Below are 15,826 nucleotides of genomic sequence, written 5' to 3'. Positions count from 1 at the left end.
TTGCCCGTGAAGATGTTTCCACTGATCGGGCTGCTGGCGGCCTGTGCCTGGCTGCCCACGGCCGCGCAGGCGGCCATGGGGCCGTTCCAGGTCTACGAGCAGGCACTGCGCCGCGACCCGACCTATCTCGCCGCGTTCAAGCAGCGCGAGGCCGGCCAGGAGTACCGCGCCATCGGCCGCGCCGGCCTGCTGCCGAGCCTGTCGTACAACTACAACAAGGGCCGCAACGACTCCGAGGTGCGCTACCTGGGGGATTCACGCCGCCAGCAGGAGGACCGCAACTACAACAGCATGGGCTCGACGTTCATCCTCCAGCAGCCGTTGTTCGACTACGAAGCCTACGCCGCCTACAGAAAAGGCGTGGCCCAGGCGCTGTTCGCCGACGAAAGCTTCCGCGACCAGAGCCAGCAACTGCTGGTGCGGGTGATGACCAGCTACACCCAGGCGCTGTTCGCCCAGGACCAGATCGCCATCAGCGTCGCCAGCAAGCAGGCCTACCGCCAGCAGTTCCAGCAGAACCAGCGCCTGTTCGACGCCGGTGAAGGTACCCGCACCGACATCCTCGAAGCCCAGGCGCGCTACGAGCTGGCTGACGCCGAGGAAATCCAGGCACGCAACGACCAGGATGCGGCGCTGCGCGAACTGGGGGCGCTGATCGGCGAGCCGGCGGTGCGGGTCGAGGACCTGGCGCCGCTGCACAGCGGCTTCGCCCTGCCGATGGTCGAACCTGAAGGGTATGACGCCTGGCAGACCCGGGCACTGGCCAACAACCCGCAACTGGCGTCATCACGCCAGGCCATGGAAGTGGCGCGCTACGAGGTCGAGCGCAACCGCGCCGGGCACTTGCCGAAAGTTACCGCCTACGCCAGCTCCCGGCGCCAGGAGTCGGACAGCGGCAACACCTACAACCAGCGCTATGACACCAACACCGTGGGCATCGAAGTGAGCGTGCCGCTGTTCGCCGGTGGCGGCGTGTCGGCCTCGACCCGCCAGGCCAGCCGGCACCTGGAACAGGCCGAGTACGAGCTGGACGGCACCACCCGCAGCACGTTGATCGAACTGCGCAAGCAGTACAACGCCTGCCAGTCCGGGGCCAGCCGCCTGCGTGCCTACGAGCGAGCATTGGTGGCAGCCGACGCGCTGGTGGTGTCGACGCGCAAGAGCGTGCAGGGCGGCGAGCGGGTCAACCTGGACGTGCTCAATGCCGAACAGCAGCTGGCCACCACCCGGCGCGACCTGGCCCAGGCGCGGTATGACTACCTATTGGCGTGGATCAAGCTGCACTACCAGGCGGGGGTGTTGAGCGAAACGCAGCTGGCGCGGGTGGATGAGGCGTTTGGGCTGGGCAAGTCTTGAGGGGGGAGGCTGTTCTTGGAGCTGTGGGAGCAACTGTCTTATGCAGGATGCCTGTAGGAGCGGCCTTGTGTCGCGAAAGGGCCGCAAAGCGGCCCCTGGTTTCTCTGTGGCATTAAAAATTGCCGGGGCTGCGATGCAGCCCTTTCGCGACACAAGGCCGCTCCTACAAAAAGCGGTGCAAGACAGTTGCTCCCATAGGGTTAGTGTCGGACGTGCATCGTCTGTAGGCGCCGGCCTTGCCGGTAAACGGGCCGGAACATTCAAAACCTATTGATCATGCGTGTGCCGGCGCTGCCCTGACCCGTTTGCGCTCCGCCAGTCCCCACACCGCCAGCGCCACGGCCCCGATCACCACCCCGGCGACGACGATGCCGTTCCAGCCATGCACCTCGAACAACTGCGTGCCCAGCAACGAGCCCAAGGCCCCACCGATGAAGTAGCAGGTGATGTAGCCGGCATTGAGCCGCGTACGCGCCTCGGGGCGCAGTACGATCACCGCGTTCTGGTTGCTCACATGCACCAGTTGCACCGCCAGGTCCAGTAGCAGCACGCCCAGCAACAGTGCCGCCAGCGAGCTTTGCGCGAAGGCCAGCGGCAGCCACGAAACCAGCAGCGCCACCAACCCCACCGTGGTACCCAGCGAGCCCTTGCCGCGGTCGGCCAGGCGCCCGGCCCAGTTGGCCGCCAGCGCCCCGGCCGCGCCGGCCAGGCCGAACAGGCCGATGACCGCGTCGGAGTAGTGGTAGGGCGCCTGGCTCAAGAGGAACGCCAGCGGCGTCCAGAACAGCGCGAACAGGCTGAACGCCAACAGCCCCAGCAGCGAGCGCAAGCGCAGCACCGGCTCTTCGACGAACAGGCGGAACACCGAGCCGATCAGCGCCGGGTACTTCAGCCCGGCATGGCTGTGGTGTGTCGGCAAGCTGCGGTACAGGGCCAGGGCAGTGATCGCCATCAGCACCGCAGCCAGCACGTAGATGCTGCGCCAGCCGCCCAGTTCGGCCATGAGGCCGGCGGCGGTGCGTGCCAGCAGGATACCCAGCAGCAACCCGCTCATCAGCGTGCCCACGGCCCGGCCACGCTGTTCGGGGGCGCTGAGGGCGGCGGCCATGGGGACGAGGATCTGCGCCACCACCGAGAACAGCCCGGTTAAAGCGGTGCCGAGGATCAGCCAGGGCAGGCTGGGGGCGCAGGCGCTGATCACAAGGCCCGCGGTGGCGATCAGCACCATGGTGACGATCAGCCGACGCTGTTCGAACAGGTCGCCCAGTGGCGCCAGCAGCAACAGCCCAGCGCCGTAGCTGAGCTGGGCGGCTATGACGATGGTGCCGGCGCCGGCGGTGCTCAGGCCGAACTGCTCGGCGATGCTGTGCAGCAGGGGTTGGGCGTAGTAGTTGCTGGCCACTGCCAGGCCGGTGGCGGTGGCCATCAGCAGGATTAGGGCGCGGCTTAGTGTGGGGGTGTTCATGGGGTCTCTCGCGGCAGGCAAGGTGGAATGGCGATCAGTATCGGCATGTGTCATGGATGACGCCAATGTATAGTTTTCACATTATCCATCTCGAAAGCAGATAGATCGATGAACCTCAAGCAACTGGAATATGCCCTGGCCGTGGCTGACACCGGCAGTTTCACCCGCGCCGCCGAGCGTTGCCATGTGGTGCAGTCGGCGCTCAGCCACCAGGTGGCGCGGCTGGAGGCGCAACTGGGGGTGAGCCTGTTCGAGCGCAGTTCGCGGCGGGTACGGCTGACGCCGGCCGGCGAGGCCTTCGTGCTCAGTGCACGGCCGGCAGTCGAGGCGGCCAGGCGTATTGCCGACGATGTGGCGGCGGCCTGCGGGCAGGTGCGCGGGCGCCTGACCATCGGTGAGATCAGCTCGTTGACCGCGCTGGACCTGGTCGATGTGCTGGCGGTGTTCCACCGGCGCTATCCAGACGTCGACGTGCGCTGGCTGACCGCCAAGAGTGAATTGCTGATGGCCGATGTCTGCGAGCGGCGCCTGGATGTGGGCTTCGTCGGCCTGTGGCAGGGCGAGGTATTGCAAGGCGTGCACCATCGCTTGCTGGCGCGTGAGGAGCTGGTGGCGGTGCTGCCGCTTGGTCATGCCTTGGCGCAGCGAACGCAATTGGCCCTGGCGGACCTGGCCGGCGAGGTGCTGGTGGACTTCCCCGAGGGCACCGGCGCGCGCCGGCAGACCGACGAAGCGTTCCTGGCCGTGGGGGTGGAGCGTCGGGTGCAGTTCGAGATCGGCCATATTCGCCTGGTGGAGAAGTTCGTCCAGCGCGGCATGGCCGTGGGGCTGGTGCCCGAGCGTATTGCCCAGGGGTTTGAGGGTGTCGCCATGGCGCGCCTGGCGGATGCGCCGGTGCGCCACTTGTATGCGGTGTGGTCGCCCAGCCCGACGCCTGCGGCGCGGGCGTTTCTGGAGTTGATGGAGCAAAGCTTGAGTGCAGATGGCTGAGTAGATGGCTTCCTGTGCTGGTTTGCGCATTCACTGTAGGAGCGGCCTTGTGTCGCGAAAGGGCCGCAAGGCGGCCCCAGGTTTTTGCGCAACCACATAAATTGCCGGGGCTGCTGCGCAGCCCTTTCGCGACACAAGGCCGCTCCTACAGCAGACGAGCAACCCATTACGTGCCGGCTTGCATCAGAGTCAACCTGTCTCAGGCCGCGAAGCCACCATCGGCCAGCAGGCTGGCGCCAGTGATGTAGCCAGCCTCAGGCCCTGCCAGATACGCCACGAAGCTGGCGATCTCTTCCACATGCCCGTAGCGCCCGATGGCCATCAGCGGGATCAGGCTGTCGGCGAACTCGCCACTGGCCGGGTTCATGTCGGTGTCAACCGGGCCGGGTTGCACGTTGTTGACGGTGATCCCTTGGGGGCCCAAGTCACGGGCCAGCCCCTTGGTCAGCCCGACCAGCGCCGACTTGCTCATGGCGTAGGGGGCGCCGCCGGCGAACGGCATGCGCTCGGCGTTGGTGCTGCCGATGTTGATGATTCGCCCGCCCTTGCCCATGTGCTTGACCGCGGCCTGGGTGGCGACGAACACGCTGCGCACGTTGACGGCCAGCAGGCGGTCGAAGTCGGCCAGGTCGAACTCGGCCACCGGTGCCACCGCCAGCACGCCGGCGTTGTTGACCAGGATATCGAGGCCGCCGAAGGCCTTGGTGGTGTCGGCCACTGCCTGTTGCACGGCGTGGGTATCGGCGCTGTCGGCGCGCAGGGCCAAGGCCTGGCCGCCGTTGCCGTTGATCTCGCCGGCCAGGGCTTCGGCGGTTTGCGCCGAGCTTACATAGGTGAACGCGACCTTGGCGCCATCACGGGCCAGGCGGCGCACGATGGCCGCGCCGATACCACGGGAACCGCCCTGGACCAGGGCCACCTTGCCGCTGAGGGGAAGTGCTTGGGACATGCTGATCTCCAGTATTCAAGCAAGGCCGGATGCCTTGGATGGGCGCAGTATCGACCGATGATTGCTCACTGATAAGCTGGTAATCACGATCATCTGAGTAAACCGTTGGTTGGGAATCGAAGCCATGGAATCGTTCAGTCACCTTGAGTGCTTTGTCCGCAGCGCCGAAGTGGGCAGCTTTGCCGAAGCCGCCCGGCGCCTGTCGCTGACCCCAGCGGCGGTCGGCAAGAACGTCGCCCAGCTGGAAGCGCGGCTGGGGGTGCGGTTGTTCCAGCGTAGTACCCGCAAGCTGACCCTGACCGAGGCCGGGCAGCGATTTCTGGGGGAGGTGAGCGACAGCCTGCGCACCATCCAGTACGCCATGGCCAACCTGGCCAGCGCCGAAGGCCAGCCGGCCGGGCTGTTGCGGGTGAGCATGGGCACGGTGTTCGGGCGCTTGTACGTGCTGCCGCTATTGGGTGAGTTCCTGCGTCGATACCCGGCGATCACCCCGGACTGGCATTTTGACAACCGCCAGGTCGACTTGATCGGGCAAGGCTTCGATGCCGCCATCGGTGGAGGCTTCGAGCTGCCGCTGGGGGTGGTGGCGCGCAAGCTGACGCCCGCCCATCGGGTGCTGGTGGCGGCCCCGGGGTACTTGCAACGGCACGCACCGATCGAGCATCCGCAGGCGCTACAGGCCCATCAAGGCATCCTTATCCGTTCGCCGCAGACCGGGCGGGTGCGTTCATGGCCGCTGACCAGCCGCTGGCAGGAGCAGTGCCCGCTGCAATTGCCGCAGACCATGACCATGAGCGACTCCGACGCCGCCTGCGCGGTGGCCGAGCAGGGGCTGGGCATTGCATTGGTGAGTCTGCCTTTTGCCGTGCCCTATCTGAGCGAGGGGCGGCTGCAGCGGGTGCTGCCGGACTGGTACGTGGACGACGGCAACATCAGCCTGTATTACGCCGAGCACAAGCTGTTGCCGGGCAAGACCCGGGCGTTCATCGATTACGTGGTGGAGCGGTTTGCCGAGCAAGGGCTGACCCAGCGGTTCAATGCGTTGCATCAATGATCGCGGGGCAAGCCCGCTCCCACAATCCAGTCCACCCTGTGGGAGCGGGCTTGCCCCGCGATAGCGATGGATCAGGCGACCGCGACGATGAACTGAACCTGCATCACACCATTCACCACCAGGCTCACCTCGTCATCCACTCGCTTGCCGACCAGTTGCTGCCCCAGCGGTGCGCGCGGGGTGATCACCGTCACCAGCCCATCGCCTTCGCCGATCTTCAGCCCGGCACCCTCGGGCCCGAGGAACAGCAAGCGCTGCTGGCCATCCTCATCTTCCAGCGTCACCAGGCAGCCGATCTGGATGCCCCGCGCCGGGTCGTAGTCGCGCAACAGCAACTGCCGGTAGGTCTGCAACGCCTGGCGGATCTCGGCGGTGCGCCGGGCCTGGCCGGTGGCGAGATACGAGGCTTCCAGCCCCAGGGTGTCGTATTTGTTCTCGGCGATGTTCTCTTCGGCGGTGGCCGTTTCGTAGGCGGTCTGGGCCGCCTGGCGCAACAGTTCCATGTCCTGCTCGAGCTGGGCGACGATGTGGTGCAGCAGTTGGCCCTTGTCCATGTCAGTAGCAGAACTCCAGTACATTGGCCTGGCTCTTGTCGGTCGGCGCGGTGCGGTTCTGCTGCAGCCAGAACTGACACTTGGGGTTGTTCAGGTTGCGCGGGCTGCGCTCGGCGGTTTCGGCGGCCTGTTGCAGTTCCTGCTGGTGCAGGATGTCTTTGTAACGCTCGAACATCTGCGCCTGGGCATCGTCCACTTGGGTGGCAGGCACGGCCGGCGCCGGTTGCACGATGGCCGGGGCGATGGCCTGGGCCACCGGCTGCACCTGCTCCGGCCACAGGCGCAGGCCCAGCCACAGGCTCAAGGCGATGGCGACGGCGCCCAGCCACAGGCCGAGGGCGACGCACAGGATCAGTTGCAGGGGCTTGAGGGTAATGGTCAGTTCGCGGCGGCGGGGCATGGCAGCCTCCTTGGCAGGGCGGGGCGGTGGCGGCATTGTCGCATGGCGTGGCAGGTTTTTTTAGCGCGGTGCTTTTGTTGTGGCCGGTTTGTCCGCAAAATTCGCGGTCTTTTTTCACGGGTAGCGAAACGTGGCGATGAAAACCACCTGGGACATCTTCTGCACGGTCGTCGACAACTATGGCGACATCGGCGTCACCTGGCGCCTTGCTCGGCAGTTGGTGGCCGAGCACGACCTGGCGGTGCGCCTGTGGGTGGATGACTTGGGGTCTTTCGCGCGCCTGTGCCCGCAGCTGGACGTCACGGCCGAACAGCAATGGCAACAAGGTGTCGAGGTGCGGCACTGGGCTGCTGAATGGCAGGGCGCAGAGCCTGCCCAGGTGGTGATCGGCGCCTTCGCCTGCCAATTGCCGCCCGCGTTCGTCGAAGCCATGGCCAGGCAGCCCAAGCCGCCCCTGTGGTTGAACCTGGATTACCTCAGCGCCGAGGACTGGGTCGAGGGTTGCCATGGGTTGCCTTCGCCCCAGGCTAACGGGCTGCGCAAGATCTTCTTCTTCCCCGGTTTCACCGCCAAGACCGGTGGCCTTCTGCGCGAAACCTCGTTGCTGCCGCGCCGCGAGGCGTTCGAGCGTGCCAGCTTCCTCGCCGGGTTGGGCGTTGCGCCCCAGCACGGTGCGCGACTGGTTTCGTTGTTCGCCTACGAGAACCCGCAACTGGGCAACTGGCTCGATGTGCTGGCTGGCGATACGCAGCCTACTCACCTGCTGGTGCCTCAGGGCCGCATCCTCGCCGACCTGGGCCACTGGCTGGGTGAGGCGGATTTGCCGGTCGGTGCGCTGCACCGGCGCGGGAGCTTGACCGTGCAGGTGCTGCCCTTCGTCAGCCAGGACGATTATGACCGGCTGCTGTGGAGCTGCGACTTCAATGCGGTACGGGGCGAGGATTCGTTCGTGCGTGCGCAGTGGGCCGGCATGCCGATGCTGTGGCACATCTACATCCAGGACGAGAACGCTCACTGGGAGAAGCTCGAGGCGTTCCTGGCGGTGTATTGCCTTGGCCTGTCGGCTGCCGCCGGGCAGGCACTGAGCGCACTGTGGCGGGCGTGGAACATGGATCGGCCCATGGGCCAGGCCTGGCAGGCGCTGCAGCCGCACTGGGAGGAAGTGCGCAGGCACGCCCGCCAATGGTGCGCCGAACAGGCCGCTCAGCCGGACCTCGCCACGAAGCTGGTACAGTTTTACCGAAATTCGCTATGATACGCGGCCTCGATTTTTATAAATCCATCCAGATTCGGATACTTCGTAATGAAAACTGGTAAAGAACTGAAACCCGGTACCGTACTGCGGATCGACAACGACCCGTGGCTGGTTCAGAAAGCTGAGTTCACCAAGTCGGGCCGTAACAGCGCGATCATGAAGACCAAGCTGAAGAACCTGCTGACCGGCTACAAGACCGAAACCGTATACGGTGCGGACGACAAGCTGGACGACGTGATCCTGGATCGCAAAGAAGCGACCCTGTCGTTCATCAGCGGTGACTCGTACACCTTCATGGACACCACCGACTACACCATGTACGAACTGAACGCCGAAGACATCGACGCCGTTCTGCCGTACATCGAAGAAGGCATGGAAGACATCTGCGAAGCCGTGTTCTTCGAAGGTCGCCTGGTTTCGGTAGAACTGCCGACCACCATCAGCCGTCAGGTCGTCTACACCGAGAACGCTGCTCGTGGCGACACCTCCGGCAAGGTCATGAAGCCTGCCAAGCTGAAGAACGGTACCGAGATCTCGGTTGCCGACTTCATCCAGATCGACGAGTGGATCGACATCGACACTCGCGACAACAGCTTCAAGGGCCGTTCCAAGAAGTAATCCTTCTTGCGATGCGCACGAAAAACCCGGCCTTGGCCGGGTTTTTTTGTGCCTGGGAACTCGCGTTGACTCGTTCCCGTGTAGGAGCGGCCTTGTGTCGCGAAAGGACCGCAAGGCGGTCCCCGGGTTAACCCGCATGCAACTGGCGCCTGTTCCATCGCCGGGGGCGCTTCGCGCCCCTTTCGCGACGCAAGGCCGCTCCTACAGCGGCCAGGTTGCCTGAGTGTCAGACCGTCACATGCAAGCGCACATCCACATTGCCGCGGGTGGCATTGGAGTAAGGGCAGACCTTGTGCGCCTTCTCCACCAACCCTTCGGCGTCGGCCTGGGCCAGGCCCGGCAGGTTGATGTGCAGGTCGATGTCCAGGCCGAACCCGCCTGGGATCTGGCCGATGCCGACCTTGGCGGTGATCGAGGCGTCGGCGGGCAGGGCTTTCTTCTCCTGGCCGGCAACGAACTTCAGCGCGCCAATGAAGCAGGCCGAGTAGCCGGCAGCGAACATCTGCTCGGGGTTGGTGCCATCACCACCGGCGCCGCCCAGCTCCTTGGGGGTGCTCAGCTTGACTTCCAGCTTGCCGTCGCTGGAGCGGGATTTGCCGTCGCGACCGCCGGTAGAGGTGGCTTCTGCGATGTACAGCGGAGTGACCTTTTGCATCTTGAGCCTCGCTTGCGTGCTGTGCGCCGTGGCGCTGAGTGGGTGTGGGATTAACTTAGTGCACAATTATTTTGTGCGCAAGTTAAATTTTCGACCCTTCATCCGAACGGCCACAGCACAGCATAGTCGTCAGAGGTTTTTTTGCAGGTTCGCGCGCAGTTCGATCAGTTCGGCTTGCAGCTTGGCGAGTTGCTCGACCGTGCGGCCGCTGGCCTTGAGGATGCAGTGCGGCACCTCGCGGGCCTGTTGTTGCAGCGTGCGGCCCTTGTCGGTCAGCTGAACCAGCACGACCCGTTCGTCCTCGCGGCTGCGGGTGCGCTTGAGCAGGCCTTCGCTTTCCAGGCGCTTGAGCAGCGGGGTGAGCGAGCCCGGGTCGGTGAGCAGGTGCTGGCTGATTTCGCCCACGGTCAGCCCGTCCTGCTCCCACAGCACCAGCATGGCCAGGTATTGCGGATAGGTCAGGCCCAGCGCCTGCAGCAGCGGCTTGTAGACCTTGGTCATCAGCAGCGAAGTGGAGTGCAGGGCGAAGCACACCTGGTTGTCCAGCAGCAACTCGTCGCAGGGGGCTTGGGTGTCGGCGTTCATGCAGGTCCTTGGAATCGGTGAGAAGTAAAATCTAGCACGCTGAAGGTTAGCGCGCTCATTGCCAGCGCAGCTCGCTGCGCAGCGCCAGGTCCCAAGGGGGCACCGGGCTGAAGCGGCTCTTGAGGAATTCGAGCAGCAAGCGGCTGCGAGAGTTCGTTTCATGTGCCAAACGCAGCGCATAAATGCCGCTGGACTCGGGCGCGGGCAGGCCGTTGTCGCAGAACAGCGGCAGCAGTTCGCCGCGTAGCAGGTAGTCGCTGATCAGCCAGGTGGGCAGGTGAGCCACGCCCAAGCCGGCCAGGGCACCGAACAGCAGGGTCTCGGCATTGTTGGCGGTCATGCGCATGCGCGCTGGGCGGTACAGCCGGGCCTGGCCGTCAATGGCGAAGCGCCAGGCGAAAGGGGGTGCCAGGCCGTCCCAGTCCAGGCCGTCGTGCTCGGGCAGCTCACTGGGGCAGGCCGGCACGCCGCGGCTGGCCAGGTAGGCGGGGCTGGCGCAGGCGATACGCACCATGTAGGCCAGCGGTGTGGCCACCAGGCGGGTATCAGCCAGGGGGCCGGCGCGCAGCACCAGGTCGACTTCGCCCAGGTGGCTGCCGTGCAGGTCGACGAAGCTGTCAATCAGCCGCAGTTGCACGTCGAGCCCGGGGTAGGCGACCAGGAAGTCGGCGATGGCCGGCGCCAGGTGACGACGGCCGAAGGCGGCTGGCGCGTCGATGCGGATCAGCCCCTCGGGGGCGTTGCTCAGCGACACCGCCTCGGCGCGGGCCAGGCGCAATTCTTCGATGATGCGCCGGGCGCGCTCGGCGAAGGCGTTGCCCGCCGGGGTCGGGCGCACGGCATGGGTGCTGCGGGCGAACAGGCGGCTGCCCACGGCGTTTTCCAGGCTGTCGATGCGCCGGGCCACGGCCGAAGGGGTCAATGGATGGCGGCGGGCGGCGGCGGAGAAACTGCCGGTTTCCAGCACGTCGAGGAACAGGCTCAGTTGTTCGGTGAGGATGTCGGGGCTCATGGTCTGGCTGCTTATGCAAGAAGCGCACAGCCATTGTGCGCTGCTGTGCGTTTCCCCGCCAGCCGCGACTGCGTAGCATGCCGTTCATTCTCTGCAGCAGGTGGACGAGGGCCGGATGATCGAGTGGTTGATGTATATCGTGTTGGGCGCGGCGCTGGGCACCGTGGGCGGCCTGTTTGGTATCGGTGGCGGGCTGATCGCGATTCCGGCGCTGGGCGTGCTGTTCGGCCTTGACCAGCAACTGGCCCAAGGCACGGCGCTGGTGATGGTGGTGCCCAACGTGCTGCTGGCGCTGTGGCGCTACCACCAGCGCAACCGTATCGAGCTGCGCCATGCCGTGCCGCTGTCGCTGTGCAGCCTGGTGTTCGCCTGGCTGGGGTCGATCTGGGCGGTGGGCATCGATGCGCAGTCGATGCGCCTGTATTTCGTCGGCTTCCTGGTGGCGCTGGCGATCTGGAACGTGGCGCGGATGTTCCTCAAGGTGACGCCGCCGAGCAGCGAGCTGCGCTACCCGTGGCCGTGGCTGGGGGTGTTGGGCGGCTTTGCCGGGACCATGGGCGGGTTGTTCGGTGTGGGTGGTGCGGTGGTGGCCACGCCGATCCTCACCAGTGTGTTCGGCACTACCCAGGTGGTGGCCCAGGGCTTGTCGCTGGCGTTGGCGGCGCCGAGCACCATGGTGACCTTGCTCACCTATGGCCTGCACCAGAGCGTGGACTGGAGCATTGGTGTGCCGCTGGCGGTGGGCGGGCTGCTCAGCATCAGCTGGGGGGTGAAGCTGGCCCATGCCTTGCCGGAGAAGGTATTGCGCACGCTGTTCTGCGTGTTCCTGGTGGTGTGCGCGGTGATGCTGGGGTTCGAGCTTTGATTCCCAGGGGCCGCTGCGCGGCCCATCGCCGGCAAGCCGGCTCCTACAGGGCGGGGCGATTCAGGATTATTTGAATCCCTCGACGATGTACTCGGCCATGCAGTCGGTGATCGGCGATTGCTGATGCAGGCTGCGCAGCAGCATCACATTGGCCATGTGCAGCTGGGGCAGGCCGTCGTCCTCACCGAGGATGCGCAGCTCGCCACCGACCAGGCTGTGCAGTTGCGCGGTCACCGCCAGGCCGGCGCTGACGATGGCGAAGATCGCCGCCAGGCTCGGGCTGGTGTAGGCGATGCGGTATTCGATGCCCTGGTGCTCCAGGGCGTTGCAGGTCCAGGCGCGGCAGAAGCAGTCGGTGTTGAACAGCGCCAGCGGCATCGGGCGCTGGTCCTGCGGGCAGAAGCCCCGAGCCGCCGCCCACACCAGACGCTCCTGGCGCAGCAGCTGGCCGACTTCATTGCCCGGCTCGCGGGTGACGATGGTCAGGTCCAGGTCCTGACGCAGCATCAGTTGCTTGGACGAGTCGCAGTGCACCTCGACATGAATCAGCGGGTAGTCCTGGGCGAAGCGGGTGAGGATGCCGGGTAAATAGCGCATGGCGTAGTCGTCCGGCGTGCCGATGCGCACCACTCCGACCATGTGCGGCATGCGCAGGGTGTTGAACACCTCGCCATGCAGTTTGAGGATGCGCCGGGCATAGCCCAGCAACACCTCGCCCTCGGCGGTCAGGCGCACCTGGCGGCCATCGCGTTCGAACAGCTGGCGCTGCAGGATGTCCTCTTCCAGGCGCTTCATCTGCATGCTGACCGCCGACTGGGTACGGTTGACCACTTCGCCCGCGCGGGTGAAGCCACCTTGCTCGGCGATGGCGACGAAGGTGCGCAGCACATCGGCGTCGAGGCTCTGATACTGGGACATGGCATCAATCTCCGAGATGCATGGCATCAGAAACATTCGTTGGATTGATCTTAGGCCTGGGCAGAGACTGGAGCCATCCACAAGGAGGGCGTCAAGATGAAAGGTCATTTCAATGCTGCTCACCAACCTGTGTCGACCCTGAACCATTGGTTGCACGATGCTGGCGGTGTGTTCCTGCGCTGGTACGAGTTGCACCGCCAGCGCGAAGAACTGGCGCGCCTGAGCGATGCCACGCTGCACGACCTGGGGCTGTCGCGGGCGGATATCCAGCAAGAGGCCGACCGGCATTTCTGGGAGGATCCGCTGCGTAAGTGAGAAGGGTGAGGACCTCGCTGGGTGCTTCGCGGCCAAAGCTCCCACATCTTGCGCGGTTTTTTGTAGGAGCGGCCTTGTGTCGCGAAAGGGGTGCGCAGCGCCCCCAGGATCTCGAGTTCGCCCAAGATCGCTGGGGCCGCTCTGCGGCCCTTTCGCGGCACAAGGCCGCTCCTACAAAAGACCGCGTAAGATGTGGGAGCGGCTTTAGCCGCGAATGCTATGGTGCACACAGCAGAAGGGTTGCAGATCAACCGGAGGTACAGGCTTTGCCCCTCGAACTGTCCATCCAGCAGGCCCGCCGCCTGGCGTTGTCCGCCCAAGGCTTCGGCAAGTCCCTCAATACCCCGGCCACTTCGGCCAGCCTCAACCGGCTGTTCCAGCGCCTGGGCGTAGTCCAGATCGACTCGGTCAACGCCCTGATCCGCTCCCACTACCTGCCGCTGTTCTCCCGCCTCGGCGACTACCCGGTGCATTTGCTCGACCAAATCGCCTGGGGCAAACGCCGCCAGCGCCGGCTGTTCGAATACTGGGGCCATGAAGCCTCGCTGCTGCCGCTGGAACTCTACCCGCTGATGCGTTGGCGCATGGCCCACGCCGCCAATGGCCAGGGTATCTATCGCCAATTGGCGGCGTTCGGCCGTGAGCGCCGCGAGGTGATTGATCGCGTGCTGGCGGCAGTGCGTGAGCAGGGCGCCCTGGGGGCGGGCAGCCTGTCGACCCGTGAGGAGCGGGCAGGCCCGTGGTGGGATTGGAGTGAGGAAAAGCACGCATTGGAATGGTTGTTCGCCGCAGGCGAGGTCACCGTGGCCGGGCGGCGAGGCTTCGAGCGCCTGTATGACCTGCCGGAGCGTGTGCTGCCGACTCAAGTCTTCGATCAACCCATGCCCACCGAGGGCGAGGCGCACCAGGGCTTGATACTGCACGCCGCAGGCGCCCTGGGCGTGGCCACCGAGCAGGACCTGCGCGACTACTTCCGCCTGTCACCGCAGCAGAGCAAGGCCGCCGTGGCCGAGTTGCTGGCGGACGGGCGCTTGCAGGCGTGTTCGGTGCAGGGCTGGAAGCAGCCTGCCTACCTGGCGGGCACGCCGCGCATCCCTCGGCGTATCGACGCCAGCGCCTTGCTCTCGCCCTTCGATTCGCTGGTATGGGAGCGCAGCCGCACCGAGCGGCTGTTCGACTTCCGCTACCGCCTGGAGATCTACACCCCGGCACACAAGCGCGTGTACGGCTACTACGTGCTGCCGTTCCTGTACCGCGAACGCATCGCCGCACGCCTGGACCTGCGCGCCGAACGCGCCAATGGGTGCCTGGCGGTGCATGCCGTGCATGAGGAGCCAATGGGGCTGGACGAAGAAGGCTATCAGAGCTTGGCCGCGCACTTGTACAGGCTGGCCGATTGGCTGGGACTGGCGCGGGTGCAGCTCAACTGCCCCCGTACCGAGGGCAGTCGGCTGCGTCAGGCGTTGCTCAGCGGCGCACCTGCTTGAGGGTTTCGGCGATCAGGAAGGCCAGTTCCAGCGACTGATCGGCGTTCATGCGTGGGTCGCAGTGGGTGTGGTAGCGGTCCGACAGCGCATCCTCGGTGATCGGCCGGGCGCCGCCGATGCATTCGGTGACGTTCTGCCCGGTCATCTCGATGTGAATGCCGCCGGCGTGGCTGCCTTCGGCCTGGTGCACCTGGAAGAACTGCTTCACCTCGTCGAGGATCTGCGCGAAGTCGCGGGTCTTGTAGCCGCTGCTGGCCTTGATGGTGTTGCCGTGCATCGGGTCGGAGCTCCACAGCACCTGGCGCCCCTCGCGCTCGACGGTGCGGATCAGCCCCGGCAGGTGGTCGCCGACCTTGTTGGCGCCCATGCGCACGATCAGGTTGAGGCGGCCTGGGTCGTTGTCCGGGTTGAGCACGTCGATCAGGCGGATCAGCTCCTCGGTGTTCATGCTCGGGCCGACCTTGACCCCGATCGGGTTGTGCACCCCGCGCAGGAACTCGACATGGGCGCCGTCCAGCTGGCGGGTGCGGTCGCCGATCCACAGCATGTGCGCCGAGCAGTCGTAGTAGTCGCCGGTCAGGCTGTCGCGGCGCACGAAGGCTTCTTCGTAGTTGAGCAGCAGCGCTTCGTGGGCGGTGAAGAAGCTGGTTTCACGCAGCTGTGGCGCGGTGTCCAGGCCACAGGCGCGCATGAACGCCAGGGTTTCGTCGATGCGGTTGGCCAGTTGGTGGTACTTGTCGGCCAGCGCCGAGTTGGCGATGAAGTCCAGGTTCCACTTGTGCACCTGGTGCAGGTCGGCAAAGCCGCCCTGGGCGAAGGCGCGCAGCAGGTTGAGGCTGGCGGTGGCCTGGTGGTAGGCCTGCAGCAGGCGCTCGGGGTCGGGCACACGACTGGCGGCATCGAAGCCGATACCGTTGACGATGTCGCCGCGGTAGGCGGGCAGGGTGATGTCGCCGATGGTTTCGTCATTGGCCGAGCGCGGCTTGGCGAACTGGCCGGCCATGCGCCCGACCTTGACCACCGGGCAGCCGGCGGCGAAGGTCATGACGATGGCCATCTGCAGCAGCACCTTGAACGTGTCGCGAATCTTCGCCGCCGAGAACTCGGCGAAGCTCTCGGCGCAGTCGCCGCCCTGCAGCAGGAACGCGCGGCCCTGGGTGACCTCGGCGAACTGACGGCGCAGCTCGCGGGCTTCGCCGGCGAACACCAGCGGCGGGTAGCTGGCCAGGGTCTGCTCGACCTTCAGCAGGTGGGCGGCGTCGGGGTAGACGGGTTGCTGCTGGATCGGCAGGGCGCGCCAGCTGTCAGGGCTCCAGGGTTGGTTCATCACAGGCTCTATATAGATGTC

The 15,826-nt window shown here is 65.7% G+C and carries 17 protein-coding genes; 8 read left to right on the top strand and 9 right to left on the bottom strand.

From position 1 onward, the window contains the following. Positions 1-12 precede the first annotated feature (12 nt). Positions 13-1,356, top strand: coding sequence for a TolC family outer membrane protein (locus tag IX761_RS01705; protein WP_194787854.1), 1,344 nt, complete (start codon positions 13-15; stop codon positions 1,354-1,356). 274 nt (positions 1,357-1,630) lie between these two features. Here the strand turns inward: IX761_RS01705 and IX761_RS01700 are convergent, their stop codons facing one another. Then, entirely contained in the window at positions 1,631-2,821 is a 1,191-nt protein-coding gene (locus IX761_RS01700; protein WP_194787812.1) for an MFS transporter, read from the bottom strand. A gap of 108 nt (positions 2,822-2,929) precedes the next feature. Here IX761_RS01700 and IX761_RS01695 point away from each other — a divergent pair, with 108 nt between their 5' ends. After that, a complete protein-coding gene (locus IX761_RS01695) occupies positions 2,930-3,811 on the top strand; it encodes a LysR substrate-binding domain-containing protein (RefSeq protein ID WP_194787811.1) in 882 nt (293 codons plus the stop codon). Between the two features lie 199 nt (positions 3,812-4,010). Here the strand turns inward: IX761_RS01695 and IX761_RS01690 are convergent, their stop codons facing one another. Continuing rightward, entirely contained in the window at positions 4,011-4,760 is a 750-nt protein-coding gene (locus IX761_RS01690) for a 3-oxoacyl-ACP reductase family protein (protein WP_194787810.1), read from the bottom strand. Between the two features lie 124 nt (positions 4,761-4,884). On the opposite strand from IX761_RS01690, the gene IX761_RS01685 reads away from it, so the two are divergent. Then, positions 4,885-5,814, top strand: a complete 930-nt coding sequence (locus IX761_RS01685) for a LysR family transcriptional regulator (RefSeq protein WP_194787809.1) — start codon at positions 4,885-4,887, stop codon at positions 5,812-5,814. A 71-nt stretch (positions 5,815-5,885) separates the two neighbouring features. On the opposite strand, the gene IX761_RS01680 is transcribed toward IX761_RS01685, so the two are convergent. Further along, positions 5,886-6,368 carry a GreA/GreB family elongation factor gene (locus IX761_RS01680; RefSeq protein WP_194787808.1) on the bottom strand — a complete coding sequence of 161 codons (483 nt, stop codon included), beginning with the start codon at positions 6,366-6,368 and terminating at the stop codon, positions 5,886-5,888. A gap of 1 nt (position 6,369) precedes the next feature. Next, positions 6,370-6,768, bottom strand: a complete 399-nt coding sequence (locus tag IX761_RS01675) for a hypothetical protein (RefSeq protein ID WP_194787807.1) — start codon at positions 6,766-6,768, stop codon at positions 6,370-6,372. 136 nt (positions 6,769-6,904) lie between these two features. Between IX761_RS01675 and earP the strand changes: the two genes are divergently transcribed. Both earP and efp read left to right on the top strand, forming a co-directional pair. Continuing rightward, positions 6,905-8,023: an elongation factor P maturation arginine rhamnosyltransferase EarP gene (earP, locus tag IX761_RS01670; RefSeq protein WP_194787806.1), complete on the top strand. Its 1,119-nt coding sequence runs from the start codon at positions 6,905-6,907 to the stop codon at positions 8,021-8,023. Positions 8,024-8,071: 48 nt separating this feature from the next. Then, positions 8,072-8,641 carry an elongation factor P gene (gene efp, locus IX761_RS01665; protein ID WP_060483780.1) on the top strand — a complete coding sequence of 190 codons (570 nt, stop codon included), beginning with the start codon at positions 8,072-8,074 and terminating at the stop codon, positions 8,639-8,641. A gap of 226 nt (positions 8,642-8,867) precedes the next feature. Here the strand turns inward: efp and IX761_RS01660 are convergent, their stop codons facing one another. The 3 genes from IX761_RS01660 to IX761_RS01650 form a co-directional block, all read right to left on the bottom strand. Then, entirely contained in the window at positions 8,868-9,296 is a 429-nt protein-coding gene (locus IX761_RS01660) for an organic hydroperoxide resistance protein (RefSeq protein ID WP_023632623.1), read from the bottom strand. 129 nt (positions 9,297-9,425) lie between these two features. Then, positions 9,426-9,881: a MarR family winged helix-turn-helix transcriptional regulator gene (locus IX761_RS01655; protein ID WP_194787805.1), complete on the bottom strand. Its 456-nt coding sequence runs from the start codon at positions 9,879-9,881 to the stop codon at positions 9,426-9,428. Positions 9,882-9,936: 55 nt separating this feature from the next. Then, positions 9,937-10,893, bottom strand: coding sequence for a LysR family transcriptional regulator (locus IX761_RS01650; protein WP_194787804.1), 957 nt, complete (start codon positions 10,891-10,893; stop codon positions 9,937-9,939). A 115-nt stretch (positions 10,894-11,008) separates the two neighbouring features. On the opposite strand from IX761_RS01650, the gene IX761_RS01645 reads away from it, so the two are divergent. Beyond that, entirely contained in the window at positions 11,009-11,758 is a 750-nt protein-coding gene (locus tag IX761_RS01645; protein WP_194787803.1) for a sulfite exporter TauE/SafE family protein, read from the top strand. Positions 11,759-11,824: 66 nt separating this feature from the next. On the opposite strand, the gene IX761_RS01640 is transcribed toward IX761_RS01645, so the two are convergent. Beyond that, entirely contained in the window at positions 11,825-12,676 is an 852-nt protein-coding gene (locus IX761_RS01640; protein WP_194787802.1) for a LysR substrate-binding domain-containing protein, read from the bottom strand. A gap of 96 nt (positions 12,677-12,772) precedes the next feature. Between IX761_RS01640 and IX761_RS01635 the strand changes: the two genes are divergently transcribed. Beyond that, positions 12,773-12,991: a DUF1127 domain-containing protein gene (locus IX761_RS01635; RefSeq protein ID WP_194787801.1), complete on the top strand. Its 219-nt coding sequence runs from the start codon at positions 12,773-12,775 to the stop codon at positions 12,989-12,991. A 266-nt stretch (positions 12,992-13,257) separates the two neighbouring features. Next, the gene (locus IX761_RS01630; protein ID WP_194787800.1) at positions 13,258-14,478 is read left to right on the top strand and encodes a winged helix-turn-helix domain-containing protein; all 1,221 of its coding nucleotides are present in this window, start codon (positions 13,258-13,260) and stop codon (positions 14,476-14,478) included. Here the strand turns inward: IX761_RS01630 and IX761_RS01625 are convergent. After that, entirely contained in the window at positions 14,459-15,805 is a 1,347-nt protein-coding gene (locus IX761_RS01625; protein ID WP_194787799.1) for a class II 3-deoxy-7-phosphoheptulonate synthase, read from the bottom strand. The two genes, IX761_RS01630 and IX761_RS01625, sit on opposite strands and share 20 nt — an antisense overlap. Positions 15,806-15,826 lie beyond the last annotated feature (21 nt).

Origin of the sequence: Pseudomonas sp. UFMG81 (assembly GCF_015354575.1) — a bacterium.
Classification (GTDB): domain Bacteria; phylum Pseudomonadota; class Gammaproteobacteria; order Pseudomonadales; family Pseudomonadaceae; genus Aquipseudomonas.
Note: the sequence above shows the minus strand (reverse complement) of the source record. Positions and strands in the feature narration are given on the sequence as shown.